General features: G+C 38.9%; 15 protein-coding genes. 11 read left to right on the forward strand and 4 right to left on the reverse strand.

Annotated elements, in window-relative coordinates:
* From ACILQF_RS02870 to ACILQF_RS02895, 6 genes are all read left to right on the forward strand, one after another.
* Window positions 1–1,805, forward strand: a 1,805-nt coding sequence (locus ACILQF_RS02870; protein ID WP_395625910.1) for an RND family transporter, incomplete at its 5' end; no start/stop codon positions are given.
* 459 nt (window positions 1,806–2,264) lie between these two features.
* Window positions 2,265–5,687: an isoleucine--tRNA ligase gene (gene ileS / locus ACILQF_RS02875; protein WP_395625911.1), complete on the forward strand. Its 3,423-nt coding sequence runs from the start codon at window positions 2,265–2,267 to the stop codon at window positions 5,685–5,687.
* Between the two features lie 2 nt (window positions 5,688–5,689).
* Complete coding sequence (locus ACILQF_RS02880; RefSeq protein ID WP_395625912.1) at window positions 5,690–6,073, forward strand: TraR/DksA family transcriptional regulator; 384 nt, start codon at window positions 5,690–5,692, stop codon at window positions 6,071–6,073.
* Window positions 6,074–6,724 carry a lipoprotein signal peptidase gene (locus ACILQF_RS02885; protein WP_395625913.1) on the forward strand — a complete coding sequence of 217 codons (651 nt, stop codon included), beginning with the start codon at window positions 6,074–6,076 and terminating at the stop codon, window positions 6,722–6,724.
* A gap of 120 nt (window positions 6,725–6,844) precedes the next feature.
* Window positions 6,845–7,540, forward strand: coding sequence for an SIMPL domain-containing protein (locus ACILQF_RS02890; protein WP_395625914.1), 696 nt, complete (start codon window positions 6,845–6,847; stop codon window positions 7,538–7,540).
* Window positions 7,541–7,756: 216 nt separating this feature from the next.
* Entirely contained in the window at window positions 7,757–8,815 is a 1,059-nt protein-coding gene (locus ACILQF_RS02895) for a hypothetical protein (protein WP_395625915.1), read from the forward strand.
* Between the two features lie 24 nt (window positions 8,816–8,839).
* Here ACILQF_RS02895 and ACILQF_RS02900 read toward each other — a convergent pair whose 3' ends face one another.
* Both ACILQF_RS02900 and serS read right to left on the reverse strand, forming a co-directional pair.
* Window positions 8,840–9,718, reverse strand: a complete 879-nt coding sequence (locus ACILQF_RS02900; protein WP_395625916.1) for a pirin family protein — start codon at window positions 9,716–9,718, stop codon at window positions 8,840–8,842.
* A 226-nt stretch (window positions 9,719–9,944) separates the two neighbouring features.
* Window positions 9,945–11,216 (reverse strand): serine--tRNA ligase, encoded by a 1,272-nt coding sequence (gene serS / locus ACILQF_RS02905; RefSeq protein WP_395625917.1) that lies wholly within the window; start codon window positions 11,214–11,216, stop codon window positions 9,945–9,947.
* 93 nt (window positions 11,217–11,309) lie between these two features.
* Between serS and rsmI the strand changes: the two genes are divergently transcribed.
* From rsmI to ACILQF_RS02925, 4 genes are all read left to right on the forward strand, one after another.
* Window positions 11,310–11,981 (forward strand): 16S rRNA (cytidine(1402)-2'-O)-methyltransferase, encoded by a 672-nt coding sequence (gene rsmI / locus ACILQF_RS02910; protein WP_395625918.1) that lies wholly within the window; start codon window positions 11,310–11,312, stop codon window positions 11,979–11,981.
* A gap of 9 nt (window positions 11,982–11,990) precedes the next feature.
* Window positions 11,991–12,608 carry a PH domain-containing protein gene (locus ACILQF_RS02915; RefSeq protein ID WP_395625919.1) on the forward strand — a complete coding sequence of 206 codons (618 nt, stop codon included), beginning with the start codon at window positions 11,991–11,993 and terminating at the stop codon, window positions 12,606–12,608.
* Window positions 12,609–14,228, forward strand: coding sequence for an apolipoprotein N-acyltransferase (gene lnt, locus ACILQF_RS02920; protein WP_395625920.1), 1,620 nt, complete (start codon window positions 12,609–12,611; stop codon window positions 14,226–14,228).
* A gap of 274 nt (window positions 14,229–14,502) precedes the next feature.
* On the forward strand, window positions 14,503–15,453 hold the full coding sequence (locus ACILQF_RS02925) for a sugar phosphate isomerase/epimerase family protein (protein ID WP_395625921.1): 951 nt from the start codon (window positions 14,503–14,505) through the stop codon (window positions 15,451–15,453).
* A gap of 172 nt (window positions 15,454–15,625) precedes the next feature.
* Here the strand turns inward: ACILQF_RS02925 and ACILQF_RS02930 are convergent, their stop codons facing one another.
* Window positions 15,626–17,266, reverse strand: a complete 1,641-nt coding sequence (locus ACILQF_RS02930; protein WP_395625922.1) for an NAD+ synthase — start codon at window positions 17,264–17,266, stop codon at window positions 15,626–15,628.
* A 104-nt stretch (window positions 17,267–17,370) separates the two neighbouring features.
* Between ACILQF_RS02930 and gldB the strand changes: the two genes are divergently transcribed.
* On the forward strand, window positions 17,371–18,396 hold the full coding sequence (gldB, locus tag ACILQF_RS02935) for a gliding motility lipoprotein GldB (protein WP_395625923.1): 1,026 nt from the start codon (window positions 17,371–17,373) through the stop codon (window positions 18,394–18,396).
* A gap of 103 nt (window positions 18,397–18,499) precedes the next feature.
* Here the strand turns inward: gldB and ACILQF_RS02940 are convergent, their stop codons facing one another.
* On the reverse strand, window positions 18,500–18,709 hold the full coding sequence (locus tag ACILQF_RS02940; protein ID WP_395625924.1) for a hypothetical protein: 210 nt from the start codon (window positions 18,707–18,709) through the stop codon (window positions 18,500–18,502).
* Window positions 18,710–18,802 lie beyond the last annotated feature (93 nt).

Below are 18,802 nucleotides of genomic sequence, written 5' to 3' on the forward strand. Positions count from 1 at the left end.
GACCAGTAATTAAAGCCATTCTGGCTAAGGCGCAGGCTTATAGCGAAAAGAGCAAAAATGAAGTTCATTACTCCGGACTCCCATTCATCAGAACGGCTGTTAGTCAGCTAGTTTCAAAAGAATTTGTGCTATTTCTAGGTCTGTCAATTTTAGTGGCGGCAGTCATTTTATTTATCTTTTTCCGCAAACTTTATCCGGTATTATTCCCGATTTTATTAGTGATTGTTGGTGTGATTTGGAGCCTCGCTACGCTAGTCATGTTTGGCTTTGAAATCACCATTTTGACGGGATTAATTCCCCCACTAATTGTAATTATCGGTATTCCAAATAGCATTTTGCTGCTTAACAAGTACCATAATGAGCTGCGTAAACATGGCGATAAAGCAAAAGCACTACATGTTACCATTTTACGAATCTCTGAAACTACCTTGATTGCCAATATTACAGCAGCAATCGGATTTGGGGTTTTATACTTTACTGGAAGTGCCCTGCTTGTCGAGTTTGGCTTAGTGGCGGCGTTAAACGTGATGTTTACCTGGTTTATTTGCCTTTGTTTGATACCAATAATTTTCAGTTATCTGCCTGCTCCAAAATTAAAGGCACAGGAAGATCACGACAATGGTTTTTTACAGCGATTACTCATTAAAACAGATGTTTTGGTGCACACTCGTAGCAAATTGATATATGCCGCAACACTAGTTATTACCCTAATTTCGGTCATTGGGGTGTTTAAAATCAATGTCAATGGCTATGTGGTGGATGATTTGCCACAAAACTCACCGATTATTCGGGATCTTAAGTTCTTTGAGAATAATTTTGAAGGAATCTTACCACTTGAAATCGGGATTGATACCCGCAAGAAAAATGGCGTTTTAAACCTCTCTACCATCAAGAAGGTGGATAGAATGGAGGAGATGATTTCGGAATATCCCGAATTTTCGCGCTCTGTATCTTTAAATCAGGCCTTAAAATATGCCTCTCAAGCATTCTATAATGGCGATCCACAGTTTTTCCGCATCCCAAATGATATGGAGAAAAACTTTGTATTGAGCTATTTGGGTAATTCGGGCGGGAATAATGATATGCTCAAAGGATTTATAGACAGCAATAAACAGGTTGCGCGAGTAAGCTTCCAAATGGCTGATGTGGGCTCTAAACGCATGAATGAACTTATGGGAGAGCTAAAACCTCGTATCGACTCGATTCTTAACCCGGAGCGATTCGATGTGCTCATGACAGGTTCGAGCATCATTTTTTCAAAGGGTACCGATTACATGTTGACCCACCTAGTGGAGAGTATACTTTTAGCTATTTTCTTGATCTCCATGCTGCGTTTATGGCAGTTTAAGGATATTAAAATCATGTTTATTTCCTTGCTTCCCAATATTATTCCACTGATTATTACTGCCGGTTTGATGGGCTTTTTCAACATTCCACTCAAGCCTTCTACCATTTTAATATTTACCATTGCCTTCGGATTAGCTTCCGATCAAACCATTTACTTCCTGACTAGGTATCAGCAAGAATTACAAACGACAGATTTAAGCACCTCGAAAGTCATTTCTGATACCATTCGCGAGACGGGCATTAGCATGACGCACATTGCCTTGGTCCTATTTTTTGGCTTTGGAATATTTACGGCCAGCACTTTTGGAGGTACCATGATTTTAGGCTTGCTGCTATCAATTACGCTGATCATAGCGCTTGTTTCGAACCTTACGCTGCTCCCAGCGCTTCTAGTTTTACTTGACAAACGTAAGAGGAAGAAGATCGCGAAGGCGAAGGGCGAGACTTGGGATATGTAGGGATTCCTCCGGTCGGTCCTCTTGTCGGTGGTACGGTGACAACACCGACCACAGGATGGTGGTAATATGACAACCTCGGCCACAGGATAGTGGTACGGTGGCAACACCGACCACAGGTAGGTAGTTCGATGTGGTAAGTATTGGGCATGATCTAGGTTGCAGATGTCCTCTGGTCGGTGTTGTCACCGTACCAGACTCATCACCGCCAGTCATCACTCTAGTAGCTCGTCCACCGTCTGTAGGATAGTGCTAAGGTGACAACAGCCACCACAGGATAGTGGTACGGTGACAACACCGACCACAGGAGTAAACAGTTAGGTGGTTCTTTCTTCTGATGTCGCCAGCCTGACAACTAACAACTAACAACTAACAACCGCCAACATATAAAATCAAAAAAACTCCCTTTTTAACCCTTAAATTTCTTAAATTGCGCCCTCAAAATTGAAGGTTAAAACACTGATGTACAAAGAATATAAGCAACTTGATTTATCACAAACTGGGAAAGATATCTTAGAATACTGGAAACAAAACCAAGTATTTGAAAAAAGTATCGCTAATCGCCCTGCTTCTAAACCTTATACTTTTTACGAGGGACCGCCATCCGCAAATGGAATGCCTGGTATTCACCATGTTATGGCCCGCTCAATCAAAGACATTTTTTGTCGCTATAAAACCCTTAAAGGCTACCGCGTAGAGCGTAAAGGAGGTTGGGATACACATGGTCTTCCAATTGAACTTGCCGTAGAGAAAAAATTAGGCATCACCAAAGAAGATATCGGCAAAATCATTACTGTTGATGCTTACAATGAGGCCTGTCGAACAGAGGTAATGAAATATACCGATGTTTGGAACGACCTGACCGAAAAAATGGGCTATTGGGTTGATCTCGAAAAGCCATACATCACCTACGAAAACAATTATATTGAAACCCTTTGGTGGATATTAAAACAATTTCACGAAAAAGGCCTTTTGTACAAAGGATATACAGTTCAACCCTATTCTCCTGCAGCGGGAACCGGACTTAGCTCCCATGAGTTAAATCAGCCTGGAACCTATAAAATGCTGAAGGATACCTCTGTTGTGGCTCAATTTCATCTTAAAAACGATCAAAATCATCCTTTAATGGGTAAATTATTTGATCATGAAGGTGAAGATACCTGCATTTTGGCCTGGACAACCACTCCTTGGACGCTCCCATCAAATTGTGCGCTTGCTGTTGGGGTATCCATCAATTATGTTAAAATTAAAACTTTTAACCCCTATACTTTCATTCCTGTAAGCGTAATCCTTGCTAAAGACCTCGTTTCAAAATATTTTAAAGAAGAAGCTCAAAACATTGCTTTTCAGGACTATAAAGGTGGCGACAAACTTATACCTTGGCAAATAGTGAACGAATTTAAAGGTTCAGAACTACTTGGCCTTCATTACCATCAATTGATGCCTTATGTAACGAATGAAAACCTAGAGCAAAATGCTTTCCGCGTTATTCCTGCCGATTTTGTTACTACAGAAGATGGTACCGGTATTGTTCACACGGCCTCAGTTTTTGGTGCAGACGATTTCAGGGCTTGCCGCGAAAACAATGTCCCATCGGTGATGGTTATCGACGAAAAAGGCAATGAATTCCCACTTGTTGATAAGCAAGGGCGCATGGTTCAAGAGGTTACAGACTTCGCTGGCAAATTCGTTAAAGAAGAATATTATAGCGATGAGGAACGCAAAAATCCTGATTTCAGACCTACAGATGTACTCATTGCCATCAAACTAAAAGAAGATAACAAGGCTTTTGACGTTAAAAAATACGAGCACAGTTACCCGCATTGTTGGCGGACAGATAAGCCGGTCTTGTATTATCCGCTCGATAGCTGGTTTATCAAAACTACCGCCGTTAAAGACCGTCTTGTAGAACTCAATAAAACTATTAATTGGAAGCCAGAATCAACTGGGACTGGCCGTTTTGGCAATTGGCTGGAGAACTTAGTCGACTGGAATTTATCCCGGTCGAGATACTGGGGTACTCCACTTCCAATTTGGCGTACTGAAGATGGCTCCGAAGAAAAATGTATCGGATCTGTTCAGGATCTTCGCAATGAAATTAAACAATCGGTAGCGGCAGGATTTATGGATCCTAACTTTGAAATTAATGACATGCACCGCCCTTACGTGGATGATGTGATATTAGTTTCGGCCTCAGGCAAGAAAATGCTCCGCGAACCCGACCTTATCGATGTTTGGTTCGATTCGGGAGCAATGCCTTATGCACAATGGGGGCTCCCACCAACAGAAGAAGGCAAAAGCGGAAATATAAGTCCCAAAGACTTTTTAGAATATTGGAACAAGCATTCACACGCACCAGCAAATGGACAGCCAGAGCTTGCAGGTTCTATTTTCCCAGCCGATTTCATCGCGGAGGGTGTGGATCAAACCCGTGGCTGGTTCTTTACGCTCCATGCCATTAGTGTGATGCTAAATGACAGCGTGGCCTTTAAAAATGTGGTTTCTAACGGTTTAGTACTCGATAAAAACGGCAATAAAATGTCGAAACGCTTGGGTAATGCCGCAGATCCATTTGAGACTATTGAGAAATACGGCGCAGATCCAACACGTTGGTACATGATAAGCAATGCATCGCCATGGGATAATTTGAAATTCAATATCGAAGGAATTGATGAGGTGCGCCGTAAGTTTTTTGGTACGCTGCACAATACCTATGCTTTCTTTGTATTGTATGCTAATATAGACAGTTTTAAGTTTGAGGAAGCAGATGTAAAAGAAAGACCCGAAATTGATCGCTGGATTATCTCACTTTTAAATTCATTAAACCTGGAGGTAGATAAATACTATGCCGACTTCGAGCCAACACGTGCAACACGTGCCATCCAGAATTTTGTAGATGAGCATTTAAGCAATTGGTACGTGCGTTTATGTCGCCGACGTTTTTGGAAGGGAGATTATACAGAAGATAAAATTTCGGCTTATCAGACACTTTATACCTGCCTAAACACCATTGCTAAGTTAATGGCTCCAGTTGCACCATTCTTTAGCGATCGTTTATTTATCGACCTTAATAAGGTTACGGGCAAAGAACAGGCCTTATCGGTTCACCTTGCAGATTTCCCTGAATACCAAGAAAGCTTGGTTGATAAAGCTCTTGAGGAGCGCATGGGCCTTGCACAAAATATTTCATCACTCATTCTTTCATTGAGAAAGAAAGTAGGAATAAATGTAAGGCAGCCTTTAGGAAAAGCTTTAATTCCGGTCTTAGATAAACATTTCAGGGAACGTGTTGAGAGAATCAAAGATTTGATCTTATCTGAAACCAATATTAAAGAGATAGAGTTTATTTCTGACACTTCTGGTATCATCAGCAAAAAAATAAAACCGAATTTTAAAGCTTTAGGCCCGAAAGTTGGTAAGGATATGAAAGTTGTGGCTGAGGCATTAAATACCTTATCACAACTAGACATCAGCCGCTTTGAAAGTGAGGGTAAAATTAACATCCCAGGTACTAGCTACCAGATAGATGTTGAAGATGTGGAGATCTTGGCAGAAGATGTTCCGGGATGGCAAGTAGCCAATATCGGTGCATTAACAGTAGCCCTAGATATTACCATCAGCGAAGACCTTAAGCAAGAAGGAATTTCAAGAGAATTAGTTAACCGCATTCAAAACATGAGGAAAGATAAAGGTTTTGAGGTTACTGATAAGATAAACGTGCAGGTTCAAGATCATCCTTATGTTTCGGAAGCCTTGAAAAATAATTTATCTTATATTTGCGCTGAAATCCTGGCCGACTCACTAGAGCTTGTAAATGAGCTACATGGAGGCGAAGTGGTGAACATTGACGAACACGATTTAATGATACTAATTAAAAAAGGATAGAAATGGATGTACACGAAAAAACTAGATATTCTGATTCAGAATTACAGGAATTTAAAGATCTTATAACTGAAAAATTACGTAGCTCAAGGGAGGAATTGTCTGCTTTAGCCCAATCGCTAAGCAATCCTAACATGAACGGGACTGATGATACTGCAGGGACCTATAAAACCCTTGAAGATGGGTCAGCAACTCTTGAAAAAGAATCAATCAATCAATTGGCAGCACGCCAAAGGAAGTTTATTGACAGTCTGGAGAATGCTTTAGTGCGCATCGAGAATAAAACCTATGGCATTTGCAGAGAAACTGGGAAATTAATCCCTAAAGAGCGGTTGCGTGCAGTACCACATGCTACTTTAAGTATGGAAGCTAAACTGAAACAGTCCTAAATGAAAGCTTATTCAAGACCATTAACTGCAATTATACTGATTTTAATTGCCGACCAAGTTTTAAAGTTTTGGATTAAGCTTAATATGACGCTTGGCCAAGAGTTTAAAATTATTGGCAATTGGGCAATTATTCATTTCACCGAAAATAATGGAATGGCATTCGGGATGGAGTTTGGTGGTGAAGCTGGAAAGCTTGCCTTAACCTTATTCCGCATTGTGGCAGTCCTAGGTATTGGCTATGGTTTAATTCACATGATTAAGCACAAATATCACCGTGGATTGATCATGAATTTATCGCTAATATTTGCAGGGGCAATGGGTAATATCATCGACTCAAGCTTTTATGGGATGATATTTAGTGAAAGCTCCTATTATGAACCCGCTCAATTTATGCCAGCAGAAGGCGGATATTCAAGTCTCTTTCATGGTAAGGTAGTTGATATGTTTTATATGCCTATCATTCAAGGAACTTATCCCTCATGGTTTCCCTTTTGGGGTGGCGAAGAGCTCGTTTTCTTCAGGCCAGTGTTTAACCTAGCCGATTCAGCGATCTCTATTGGAGTAATTATGATATTAATCTATCAGAAAACCTACTTCAAGGAAGAAAAAGAAGAAGAAGTACACATTCATAGTGAAGTTATTGAAGAATAAATTTTAAGGCCTGAAAAGGCCTTTTTTATTCGCTCCTTTCTCAAACAAATTGTAAGTGAAATGTATAATTGGCATGAAATTTTAACTCCAATTCAATAAATCACATTTTAAATCACAACTATGAAAAATATGATCGCATTGGCACTATTAAGCGTATTCAGCTTAAGTGCACTTTCACAAAATATCGATACCCGCAGAAAGATCGAAGTTAATGGTTCTGCTGAAGCTGAAGTAACGCCAGACATTATCTATATTGGTATGTCATTAAAGGAGTATTTTAAAGATTCGAATAACAAAAAGAAAGTAGAGATCGAGGAGCTTGAACGCCAGCTTCAATCGGCTGTGTTAAAGGCAGGTATTCCACAAGAAAACTTCACAATCAATAATATTTCTAGCTATAATAACTGGTGGGAAAAGAAAAAAACTCCTGATTTTCTGGCGCGCAAACAATACCGCATCAAGGTAACTGATCTCACAAAATTTAATGAGATCATGAGCGCTGTTGATCCAAAAGGTATTGAATACAGTAATATTGAGAGCTATGACTATTCTAAAATGGAAAGTTTAAAAAAAGATCTTAAAATCAAAGCCTTACAAAATGCCAAAGAAAAGGCTGAATATCTAATAAATTCGATTGGCGGGACTTTAGGGGGCCCATTAGAAATTCAGGAAATCAATAATGATGCTCAGCCTGAAATCATGAATTTTGCTAAAACAGTTCTCAGAGCTGCTTCCTCTGAGGATAACATGCCCGAAATTGATTTTAAAAAAATTAAGCTAAATTATCTGATTCGAGCGGTATTTGAAATTAAGTAGAGGTATGAGGACTGAGGTATGAAATCTGAGGTATGAGGACGGAGGACTGACAACTGATAACCGAAAACTGACAACTGAGTGCTGAAGTCGGAGGACTGACAACCGATAACCGAAAACTGACAACTGAGGGCTGAAGTCGGAGGACTGACAACCGAAAACTGAGAACTGATAACCGAAAACTGACAACCGAAAACTGACAACTGATAACCGAATAAAATGCATTCACAACAAAAGGAGCCTAGAGATGTTGTTCCATCTAAGAAAAAACAATCCTATTCCATTAGGCCTGAGCTTCGTGAATACCTATTGAAATTTGACAGGGAGGTTAAACTTCCGGTTCAATATTCTGATTTAATGCGCTTTAACTTGAAAACGCCTTTGCGGGATAAAGAAGGGCGCGATACGCTATGGTATACGGTTTATTATGATGAAAGCGAGATGAAGGAACTATTCCCTAATCTCACCTATATTTATGCCTTGATGAATACCGACGGCGATACAGCGGTAATGGAGCATTTATCAGTTGCACGCATCGATTATTGCACTTTTGCCAATACCAAACCATTTAGGGTTCGTATCATCAACCGACTGAACGATAATTACGATCATTTTTATGTGAAAATTGCAGATGCTTCGAGGGTTTACGGACTCGAGCTTGAGCATATTCTTTCGCCAAACAGAATCAGCTACTTAACTGATAGCAATACTTTAATTGAAGAACATATTCCTGGCTTACCCGGTGATGAATTTATTAGTAGAAGATTAGGAACCTCCAAGTTTAATCAGATTAGAATCTGCAAAGAGTTTGTAAAATTTAATGAGCGCTGTTTTCTAAGGCTTCTTGGTGATATGCGCTCTTATAATTTCGTGGTGGATATAACACCAGATATTGAAGGGAATCAATATCGTTTTCGGGCAATCGACTTCGACCAGCAATCGTATGAAGGAAGGCTAAAAATGTATTTACCACATTATTTTAAAGAGAATTTAGCATTAGTTCAACTTGGGATGCAACATATGGATGAAACCACCATGAGACAATATCAAGAAGAAGAACGAAGCCTTTTAGCAAACCGCTTCCGCACAGGCTATTACCGCATCGAGGAGCTATTTAAGGTAATGGAAATGGATGAAATTGCACCAGAAGAAAAAGTGAAACAATTGGGCAAAGAACTATCTGCATACCATAAAAATCCAGCATTCAAAAACTGTAAAACCATGGGACAACTGGTACTTGAATGTTTAAATCAGGTGGTTGAGAAAAGGCTTGGCTAAAATATAAACCCTGCCTTTTATTGCTTAATCCGCCAAATACCCGAATTTCCCGTTATTATAATCTTCAAATGCCTGCACTATTTCTTCTCTTGTGTTCATCACAAATGGCCCGTGGCTCGCAATAGGCTCATTAATTGGCTCACCACTCAAAACTAGAACAAGTGCATCGCTACTTGCCTGCACAACAAAATCTTCCCCATCATTAGCCATCAATACAAAATGATCTGTAGGTACTTCTTGGCTATTATTAACCTTGATACTACCTTCAACAACTAACAATCCGGTATTAAAATGACTTGGAAAGCTGAAATTGGCATTTGCACCTTTATTGATTCTAGCATTATATAAATGCAGTGGCGTAAAGGTTGACGCCGCCCCACTTATGCCTTGGTATTCACCGGCAATAATTTCAACTTCGCCAGCCGAATGTTCAAGTTGAACACGACTCATTTTTGAGTTCTCAAGAGCCTGGTATTTAGGCGTACTCATTTTATATTTTGCAGGCAAATTTACCCACATTTGCACCATTTGAAACTCGCCCCCCTTTTTACTCCATTCCTTCTCGTGAAATTCTTTATGTAAAACTCCACTCGCCGCCGTCATCCATTGCACATCACCCTCCGCAATAACTCCCCCGCCACCACTGCTATCATGATGTTCAATTTTACCTTTATAAGCGATAGTTACGGTCTCAAAACCACGATGTGGATGTACGCCAACGCCTTTAGGCTCTAAACTTGGCTCAAAAGTATATTTTGAATTATAATCCAACATAATAATTGGATCCATGCGCTTCATATCCAATTTATAGGCACTAGGTACGAAATTATGTACTCTAAAACCATCTCCGACAAAATGTGGAGCACTCGGACTCACCACTAATTCTAAACTTTTTGTACTCATATTAGTAATTTTTATAATTCAAAAATACAAATCATCAAAAGGTATAACATTGACTTATGTTAAGAAATGTTAAGCCTTTTATGAGATGGAATTTCATCGCATACAGTATACAAATAGACCGTGAGAATCAAATGTCTTATAAATACTGTTGCATGAAGAAACCAAAAAATGGCAATCAGTTTATCTAGTTTCTAGAGCCCAAAAACCAAAAAAGAATCTAATTCACTTAGTCAATATACTCAAAACCAGTATAAGGAACCAATGCCGCTGGTATTTTAATGCCTTTTTCTGTCTGATTGTTTTCCAATAATGACGCTACAATTCTAGGCAAAGCTAATGCACTACCATTTAAAGTATGGGCTAATTGAGATTTACCTTCCTTACTTTTGAAGCGTAATTTTAGGCGATTACTCTGATAGGTTTCAAAATTAGATACTGAAGAAACCTCCAGCCAGCGAGCCTGTGCAGCGCACCATACTTCCATGTCGTAGGTTTTAGCGGAGGTGAACCCCATGTCTCCACCACAAAGACTTAAAACGCGGTATGGAAGTTCTAAAGCTTTCAGGAGCGATTGTACATAGGCGCTCATATCTTCTAGGACTTGATAAGAAGTACTTGGATGGACAACTTGTACAATTTCCACCTTATCAAACTGATGCAATCTGTTCAATCCGCGAACATGTGCACCATAGGATCCCGCTTCACGACGGAAGCAAGGTGTATAAGCGCAATTTTTTACGGGTAATTCATCTTCTTTAAGAATTACATCGCGGTATAAATTAGTGATGGGAACCTCTGCTGTAGGAATTAGATATAAATTATCAATGCCGATATGGTACATCTGCCCTTCTTTATCAGGAAGCTGACCAGTCCCGAAGCCCGAAGCCTCATTCACTACAATAGGTGGCTGCATCTCCCGATAGCCTTCCTTTTCAGCATGATCTAGAAAGAAATTAATTAGTGCACGCTGCAATTTGGCACCTTTACCTTTGTAAACGGGAAATCCAGCACCAGCAATTTTATTGCCGAGTTCAAAATCAATGATATCGTATTTTGTAGCCAGCTCCCAATGAGGAAGTGCATTTGGCATAAGTTCAGGGATTTTTCCATGCTCCAAAACAACCAAATTCTCTTCCGGCGTTTTACCTTTAGGCACAGAAATATGCGGCAAATTAGGAAGCAAGACAAGTTCGTTTTGCAATAATATTTCGATGGCACTTAATTTATCTCCGAGAGTTTTGCTTTGCTCTTTATTGCTATTCGACTGTTGCTTAATGCTTTCTGCTTCGTCTTTAAGCCCCTGGCGCATCAGGTCGCCAATTTTCTTAGCACTTGCATTTGCCTCTGCAGCTATGGAGTCCAGCTGAGTTTGAGTTTGACGGCGATCATCATCCAATTTTAGGATTTGATCAACCAAATCAAGGTGCTTAAAATTCTTTACCGATAAACGATTTAAAACTTCCTCCCTATTTTCACGGATATAACTAACTTGCAGCATCTTTAATAATTTTATACAAAGATATAAACTTTTGGAGTTTGGGCTTTGGTTTAGGAATATTCCTCGATTATTGTCCGAATTAAATTAAAATACATGAGCGGTAAACTCTTTCTTGTACCAACACCAATCGGAAATCTCGAAGATATGACCTTCAGAGCCGTACGTATTCTTAAGGAGGTGGATCTGATTTTGGCGGAAGATACCCGCACAAGTGCCCCTTTATTGAAGCATTTTGGCATTGATAAAAAAATATTTTCGCACCATCAGCACAATGAACACAAATCGGTGACGGAGGTTATTCGATTTTTAAAAGAGGGCAAGCAAATTGCCTTGATTTCTGATGCTGGAACACCAGCAATTTCAGACCCCGGCTTTTTGCTAGTTCGAGAAGCCATTCGCAATGAAATACCATTGGAGTGCCTCCCAGGTCCGACAGCCTTTGTGCCGGCATTGGTAGATTCGGGGCTTGCAGCTGATAGATTTACTTTTGAGGGCTTTTTACCCGTTAAAAAAGGTCGCCAAACTCGAATGAAAGAACTAACAAATGAAACACGTACCATGATATTCTATGAATCGCCGCACCGACTGTTAAAAACATTAGATGAATTGGGACAATATTTAGGTACAGGCCGCCAAGCATCAGTCTCGCGTGAACTCAGCAAAATGTTTGAAGAAACGGTGAGAGGCACACTTGAAGAGATAAAATTATATTTTGAAACTCATACCTTAAAAGGTGAAATTGTTATTTGTGTTGCTGGTAAATAAAAAATAATTATGTCAATAGAACAATATTTAACTGATGATCAGGATCCTAAAACTGCGGAAAAAGTCTTAGCGAAATTAAGAGATATGCTCAATTCGGATGAACCGGTAATTTATTTAGCGATACAAAAAAGACCTGGTGTAACGATTAATCCCGACAGCATCGCGGTAAGCAATAAACGCATTGTATTCTGCATTCCTGAAAATCTGGGCTTGACCACCAATTTCATCACTTTCTATTGGGCGGACGTGAAGGAGGTTTCATTCAAAGAGGGATTTTTGAGCTCCAAATTTATCATTGTTCCACAAAGAGGTGAAAATGTTAGCATTGACTATATCCCAAAAGTTCAAGCAAGAAAGCTTTATCAATTTTGTAATGAGCAAATGGAAAAGTACAAAATGAGTCCCTCAGGTAACAGTAAAATAATACAAAATGAGAACTTAGCAGACGATTATACTTCTTACATAGAGGTAAAAGACGAAATGGATATTTCCTCAACCGCAGAAAGAGGTCATACAGAAGATGAACTCATCCAAAAACTCGAAAAATTAAAAATACTCTTCGAAAAACAACTGATTAGTCAGGCGGAATATGAACGTAAAAAAGCAGATATTTTATCTCAATTATAAGTGAAAAAGAACTATCAACTGGCACTCCTTAGTGCATTATTATTGTGGTTAGCCTGGCCACCAATACCATTTACTGCCTTAATTTTGCTCCTAGCATTAGTCCCATTATTCCAAGCAGCGGAAAACATCATTCAATCAGAAGAGAAAAAGAAGGGTAAACTCATTTGGCGCATCGCTATTATTTGCTTTTTCATCTGGAATACGGGCTCCATTTATTGGGTTTTCAACTCCCTGGATGCGGTCATGCCGACATGGCTGGCACTTATCATTGCACAGATACCATTTTTCCTTGCCGCCATTCTGATGGCTCTATCTTTTTGGCTTTATTTTCAGCTCCGGAAGGTTACTAGCAAAATATGGAGCTACGTTGGCTTCATTTGTCTGTGGATAGGATATGAATATTTGCATCAAACCTGGGATCTTGCCTTCCCTTGGATGAACTTAGGAAATGGATTTGCCGAATCACATTATCTTGTTCAATGGTATGAATATACAGGAGTTTATGGTGGCACATTGTGGGTTTTACTCTCTAATATTCTTCTCTTTGAAAACAGATTAGCGATAAAAAATAAGCTTGAGAAAGCTAGAAAAATAAAGCTTCAGGGAATAACAGCTGCATTTATTCTTCTCCCAATAATGTTCTCAGTACTTATTTATTTGAATTATGAGGAAAGGGTTAATCCAGCAAATGTGGTGGTGGTACAACCCAATATCGACCCTTATGAAAAGTTTGGATCTTTATCCTCCTCAGATCAACTAGAAAAGCTGATTAAATTATCTGAGTCTGCCGGACAAGCCAATACCGAGTTCTTTGTCTGGCCCGAGACTGCCATTTCGAAGGGAACAGAAGAAAAAACATTTAGAGAAGATCCCAGCTTTATAAGGATTCAGGATTTTTTGGTCAATTATAAAAATGGGAATCTTATTTCAGGGATTGAAAGTTATTCCATTTACGATACGGCCAAAACGGAAACGGCGCGACATGATAGCAAATCGGGCACTTATTTCGATGTATTCAATGCTGCCGTGCTCATTGAAAATTCAGCAAAGCTACAATTCTACCATAAGTCGAAGCTAGTGCCGGGTGTGGAGCAAACACCATTTTCAAATTCTTTATCTTTTTTAAAGCCCCTATTTAAAGCCTTTGGAGGATCTTCAGGAAGCTATGGGAAACAGAGCGAACCTTCCGTATTTTATTCCCAAAGCGGCATTGGAGCGGCAGCAGTTATTTGCTATGAATCTATATGGGGCGAATACGTAGCCGATTACATCAAAAAAGATGCGCAATTTATTGCGATTATTACCAATGATGCGTGGTGGGGTAATACTTCCGGTAAGGATCAGCATTTGCAATATGCGAAGCTAAGAGCAATTGAAACCAGACGATGGGTGGCGCGCGCTGCAAATACCGGTATATCTGCTTTCATTGATCAAAGAGGCACCATCGTACAAAGGACCAAATGGTGGATGCCTGGCACCTTAAAACAAGATATAAACTTGAATGAAGAACTTACATTTTACGTAAAATATGGCGATTACATTGCCAAAACTGCATCTTTAGGAAGTGTAGCTTTTCTGATTTTACTATTGTTCAGCATCTTTAAGAAAAGTGATAAATAAGAAAATCTGTCCAATATTGGACAGATTTTCTTACAAACACACCTTAAAAATTGTTGATGAATCACACTACAAAGATTTAAATCAACACCTTAACTAACCACTGCAAAGAAACGGTTTATTATAGTGCTTATTATAATATTTATAGCTTTGTTACATAAACCAGAATAAAAAAGATAATTATTGCATTATTGGTGAGAGGTTAAAAAAGATATCTCCTATAAATTTTCAGAATAATCTATAAATGTTGTAATTTCAAAAATAAAAAATAGCAAATATGTCAAATAACCGTCGAAAATTCATCCATCAAATTTCTGGCTTAGCAGGAATTGCATTAATTCCTACATCTTTATATTCATGTGTAGCACGTAAAAATGCAAATGCAGCAGATTTACAAAATTCTTTTTTTGAAATTTCACTTGCTGAATGGTCTCTTCACAAAGCATTATTTAGTAAGAAAATAGATAATTTAGATTTTCCAGTTGTTGCCAAGAAAGAGTTTGGCATCAGCGCGGTAGAATATGTGAATGCCTTTTTTAAGGATAAAGCTAAAGACACAAAGTATCTGAATGAGCTCTTAATGCGTTGCAATGACAATGGGGTTAAAAACCACCTAATTATGTGTGATGGTGAAGGTAATTTAGGAGAATTAGATCAAGCAAAACGCCTTCAAGCGGTCGACAACCATAAAAAATGGGTAGAAGCTGCAAAATATTTAGGATGTGCTACTATTCGTGTAAATGCTTATGGCGTTGGGACGGCGGCAGAGGTTAGAACTGCAGCAATCGACGGATTAGGTCGCTTAGGTGAGTTTGCATCAAGCATGGGCATTAATGTTATTGTTGAAAATCACGGTGGATATAGTTCAGACGGTAGCTGGCTAAGTGGCGTAATGAAATCGGTAGGAGAAAAAAATGTAGGAACGCTACCTGATTTCAATAATTTCTGCCTAACTCGTGAAGGAAACAAATGTGTTGAAGAATACGATAGATATAAAGGAACCCTTGAAATGATGCCTTATGCAAAAGCTGTAAGTGCTAAATCAATTGACTTTGATGAGCAAGGAAATTGCGTTGAAACCGATTACATGAAAATGCTCAAAATCGTAAAAGATTCAGGCTTTAAGGGTTATGTTGGTATTGAGTATGAGGGAGATAAAATTGGAGAATACGAGGGTATCAAGAAAACTAAGGTACTGCTTGAGCGCGTTAGAACAATGATTGGGTAGATGGATTTGAGATGGGAGATTTGAGATGGGAGATATGAGATGTGAGATGGGAGATTTGAGATTTAAGACGAATACCGTGCCTAAGTTCTCATATCTCCTACCTTTGTCCTCCTACCCCAGACCTCAGTCCTCCTACCTCAGACATCAGACCTCCTACCTCCTACCTCCGTCCTCAGACCCCATATTTCGCCACAATCGGCATTCTCCTACCCGATCCAAATGCCTTTGGTGAAACTCTAAGTATCGGGGGAGCCTGCTTTCGCTTAAATTCGGCCATATTCACCATTCGGATAATACGTTTTACTAAAGCCTCATCGAAGTCCATTGAGATTAACTCGGACACACTTTTTTTAAGCTCGACATATTGAAATAAGATGGCATCGAGGGTATCATAATCTGGCAAAGAGTCTGAATCTTTTTGTCCCGGACGTAACTCAGCAGAAGGAGGCTTCACGATACTATTTTGAGGAATAATTTCATTATTTCTATTGATAAAATGAGCTAGCTTATATACTTGCGTTTTGTACACATCCCCCAATACAGAAATAGCTCCCGCCATATCGCCGTATAAAGTGCCATAGCCAACAGCACACTCGCTTTTATTGGATGTATTAAGCAGAATATAAGCAAATTTATTAGACATAGCCATTAGCACAATACCTCTGCTACGTGCTTGAATATTTTCTTCAGCCACATTGAAAGGAAGGTCCATAAAGGCAGGCTTCATCATACTATCGAAAGCGGCTGTAGCCTCTTTTATAGGAATAATCTCATGCTTACAGCAAAGGTTAGCCACAAGATCTAATGCATCTTGTATAGAATGATTGCTAGAGTAGTCTGAAGGCATTAAAACTGCCATAACATTATCTGCTCCTAGAGCCTCGGCAGCAAGAGCACACACAAGAGCAGAGTCGATTCCTCCGGAAAGACCTAAAATAGCCTTCTTGAAGCCAGATTTTGCGAAATAATCCTTAATACCTAAAACTAAAGCATCATGAATTTGCTCGATATCATTATGTGGATTGTGAACGATGGAATTTTGTCCCAATATTTTACCACCTTCAAAAGAGTAAAAATTCAGACTTTCTTGGAAATAGGGAAGTTCATGTAGCAGGGAGCCATCTTGATCAAATACTAAGGATCCACCATCAAAAATAATTTCAGTTTGAGCACCAATCTGATTGACATAAAACAATGGAAGATTATATTTTCGGCAGTTATCCCCTAATATTTGCACCCTTTCTTCATCGTGATTGTAGGCGAAAGGAGAGGCCGCAATATTGATCATTAGATCTGGATTTTCCTTTATTAGCTCATCCATTGGAGAAATCACGTACATTGGATTATCATTAATATTCCAAAGATCTTCACAAATAGTTAGGGCAATTTTATGACCTTTAAAATCGACACAACTAAAATTTATTGCAGGTTCAAAATAGCGGTACTCATCAAAAACATCATAATTTGGAAGCAGAGCTTTACTCACAATAGCCTTCACTTTTCCATCCTCAATAAAATAGGCAGAATTATACAAATCCTTACCCTTAATTTCAGGGTTACGAGTTGGGAGTCCGATGATGCAGGCAATGCCCTTACATGCTGTAGCAATTTTTTCAGCCGAACCTTCACATTGCTTGATAAATTCAGAAAAGTCTAAAAAATCACATGGGGAGTAGCCACAAACAGATAATTCGGCAAATACGACTAAATCAGCACCTTGCGTTTTCGCAGATTGAAGCGTATCAATTATTTTCGAGGTATTGAATTCGAAGTCTCCGATAATGTAATTAAGTTGCGCAAGGGCTATTTTCATAGTAAAATTCGTTAAAACTAATTGCTGAAATAGGAAGAGTTATTTAACAAGCTAAACACCGATATATCTCTTCATTTTCATAATTTAGCGATTTATCTTTAATTATGATTCGAGCGCAAATTTACCTGTTTTTTTTAATATGCCTGATGATACTGTCTTGTAATAATAAAAAGACGCCTGATATCAGCAAAATCAGTCTAAACACTAAAATTGAACGATTTGACATAGATTTTGGAAAGTTGAACCCCAATGATATCTCAAAAAAAGCGCCCAACTTAAGAGAAAAATACACTTGGTTTTACAATGATTATGTAGATAAAATAATCCTAGCAGGTGTTCCGAGCGATACAGCGCATTATTCCAACTTAAGATTGATCCTTCAAAACCCAGATTATTTGGAGCTCAAAAGCACTGTCGACAAAACTTTTCCTGACCTCAAACAGCAAGAATTGGAGATCAACGAGGCCTTTAAATACATCAAATACTATTATCCAAAGCAAAAACTACCCCGCTTAATCAGTTTTATATCTGGATTTGCCGTGCAAACTCCAATTGGCAACGACTATATTGGAATTGGTTTAGACATGTTTCTCGGAAAAAATGGTGAACGTTTTTACCCTGCATTAAGGGAAAGCATACCCGCTTACATTGCCCGTCGATTCAACCCAGAGAATATTAGTCCGCGGGTTGTAGAAACCTTTATTCGCGAAGATCTCTTCCCTGAAAAAGACAGCGATCGTACTTTATTAAGCAAGATGGTTTACAATGGGAAAATTCTTTACCTAATGGACGCTGTGATGCCTGAAACAAGTGATACCCTCAAGATTGGATATTCTAAAACGCAAATCGATTGGTGCGATGAAAATGAAGCTGGAATTTGGGCTTATTTTCTAGAAAACAATCTTTTATTTGAATCAGATTACTTGAAGATACAGAAATATTTGGCTGAGGCTCCTTTCACTCCGGGCATTGGTGAGAAGTCGGATTCGGCCCCCAAGCTAGGCATTTGGACTGGTTGGCAAATTGTAAAGAAATACATGGATAAAAACCCAGAAGTGAGCTTACAGCAATTGATGTTAGAAAGCGATTCCCAAAAGATACTTAGCCAATCGAAATATAAACCTCGGTAATCATCCGAAAAAATGGTAAAGGCCTTTATCCATTCGGGCAATTTTTAAAACAGAAAAAGGCTCATTACCAGAAGGAAATGAGCCTTTTTTTATGAAGTTGAATTTACTTTAATATTTTTAGAACTGATCTTAAACAGATTACCGCACCCGCAACCCATAGCACATTTGAAACAAGGCTAATCATTGGCCAAGAGCCTGTAAAACGAAGAAAAATACCAGTTAAGCCAATTACAATACCAACTATAATAGTGGCGTAGTGAGCAGGATTATTTGCTTCGACAGTGGCGCTATTTTTATTTAGAGAATCTTCCATTTCGGTTTTTTTTAGAACTATAAATCTACAAAAAATGTATTAAAATTTAATTAGCCATTAGATAAAGCTGCCGCACCACTCACAATTTCCGTT

This window comes from Daejeonella sp. (genome assembly GCF_044232565.1).
Taxonomy (GTDB): domain Bacteria; phylum Bacteroidota; class Bacteroidia; order Sphingobacteriales; family Sphingobacteriaceae; genus Daejeonella.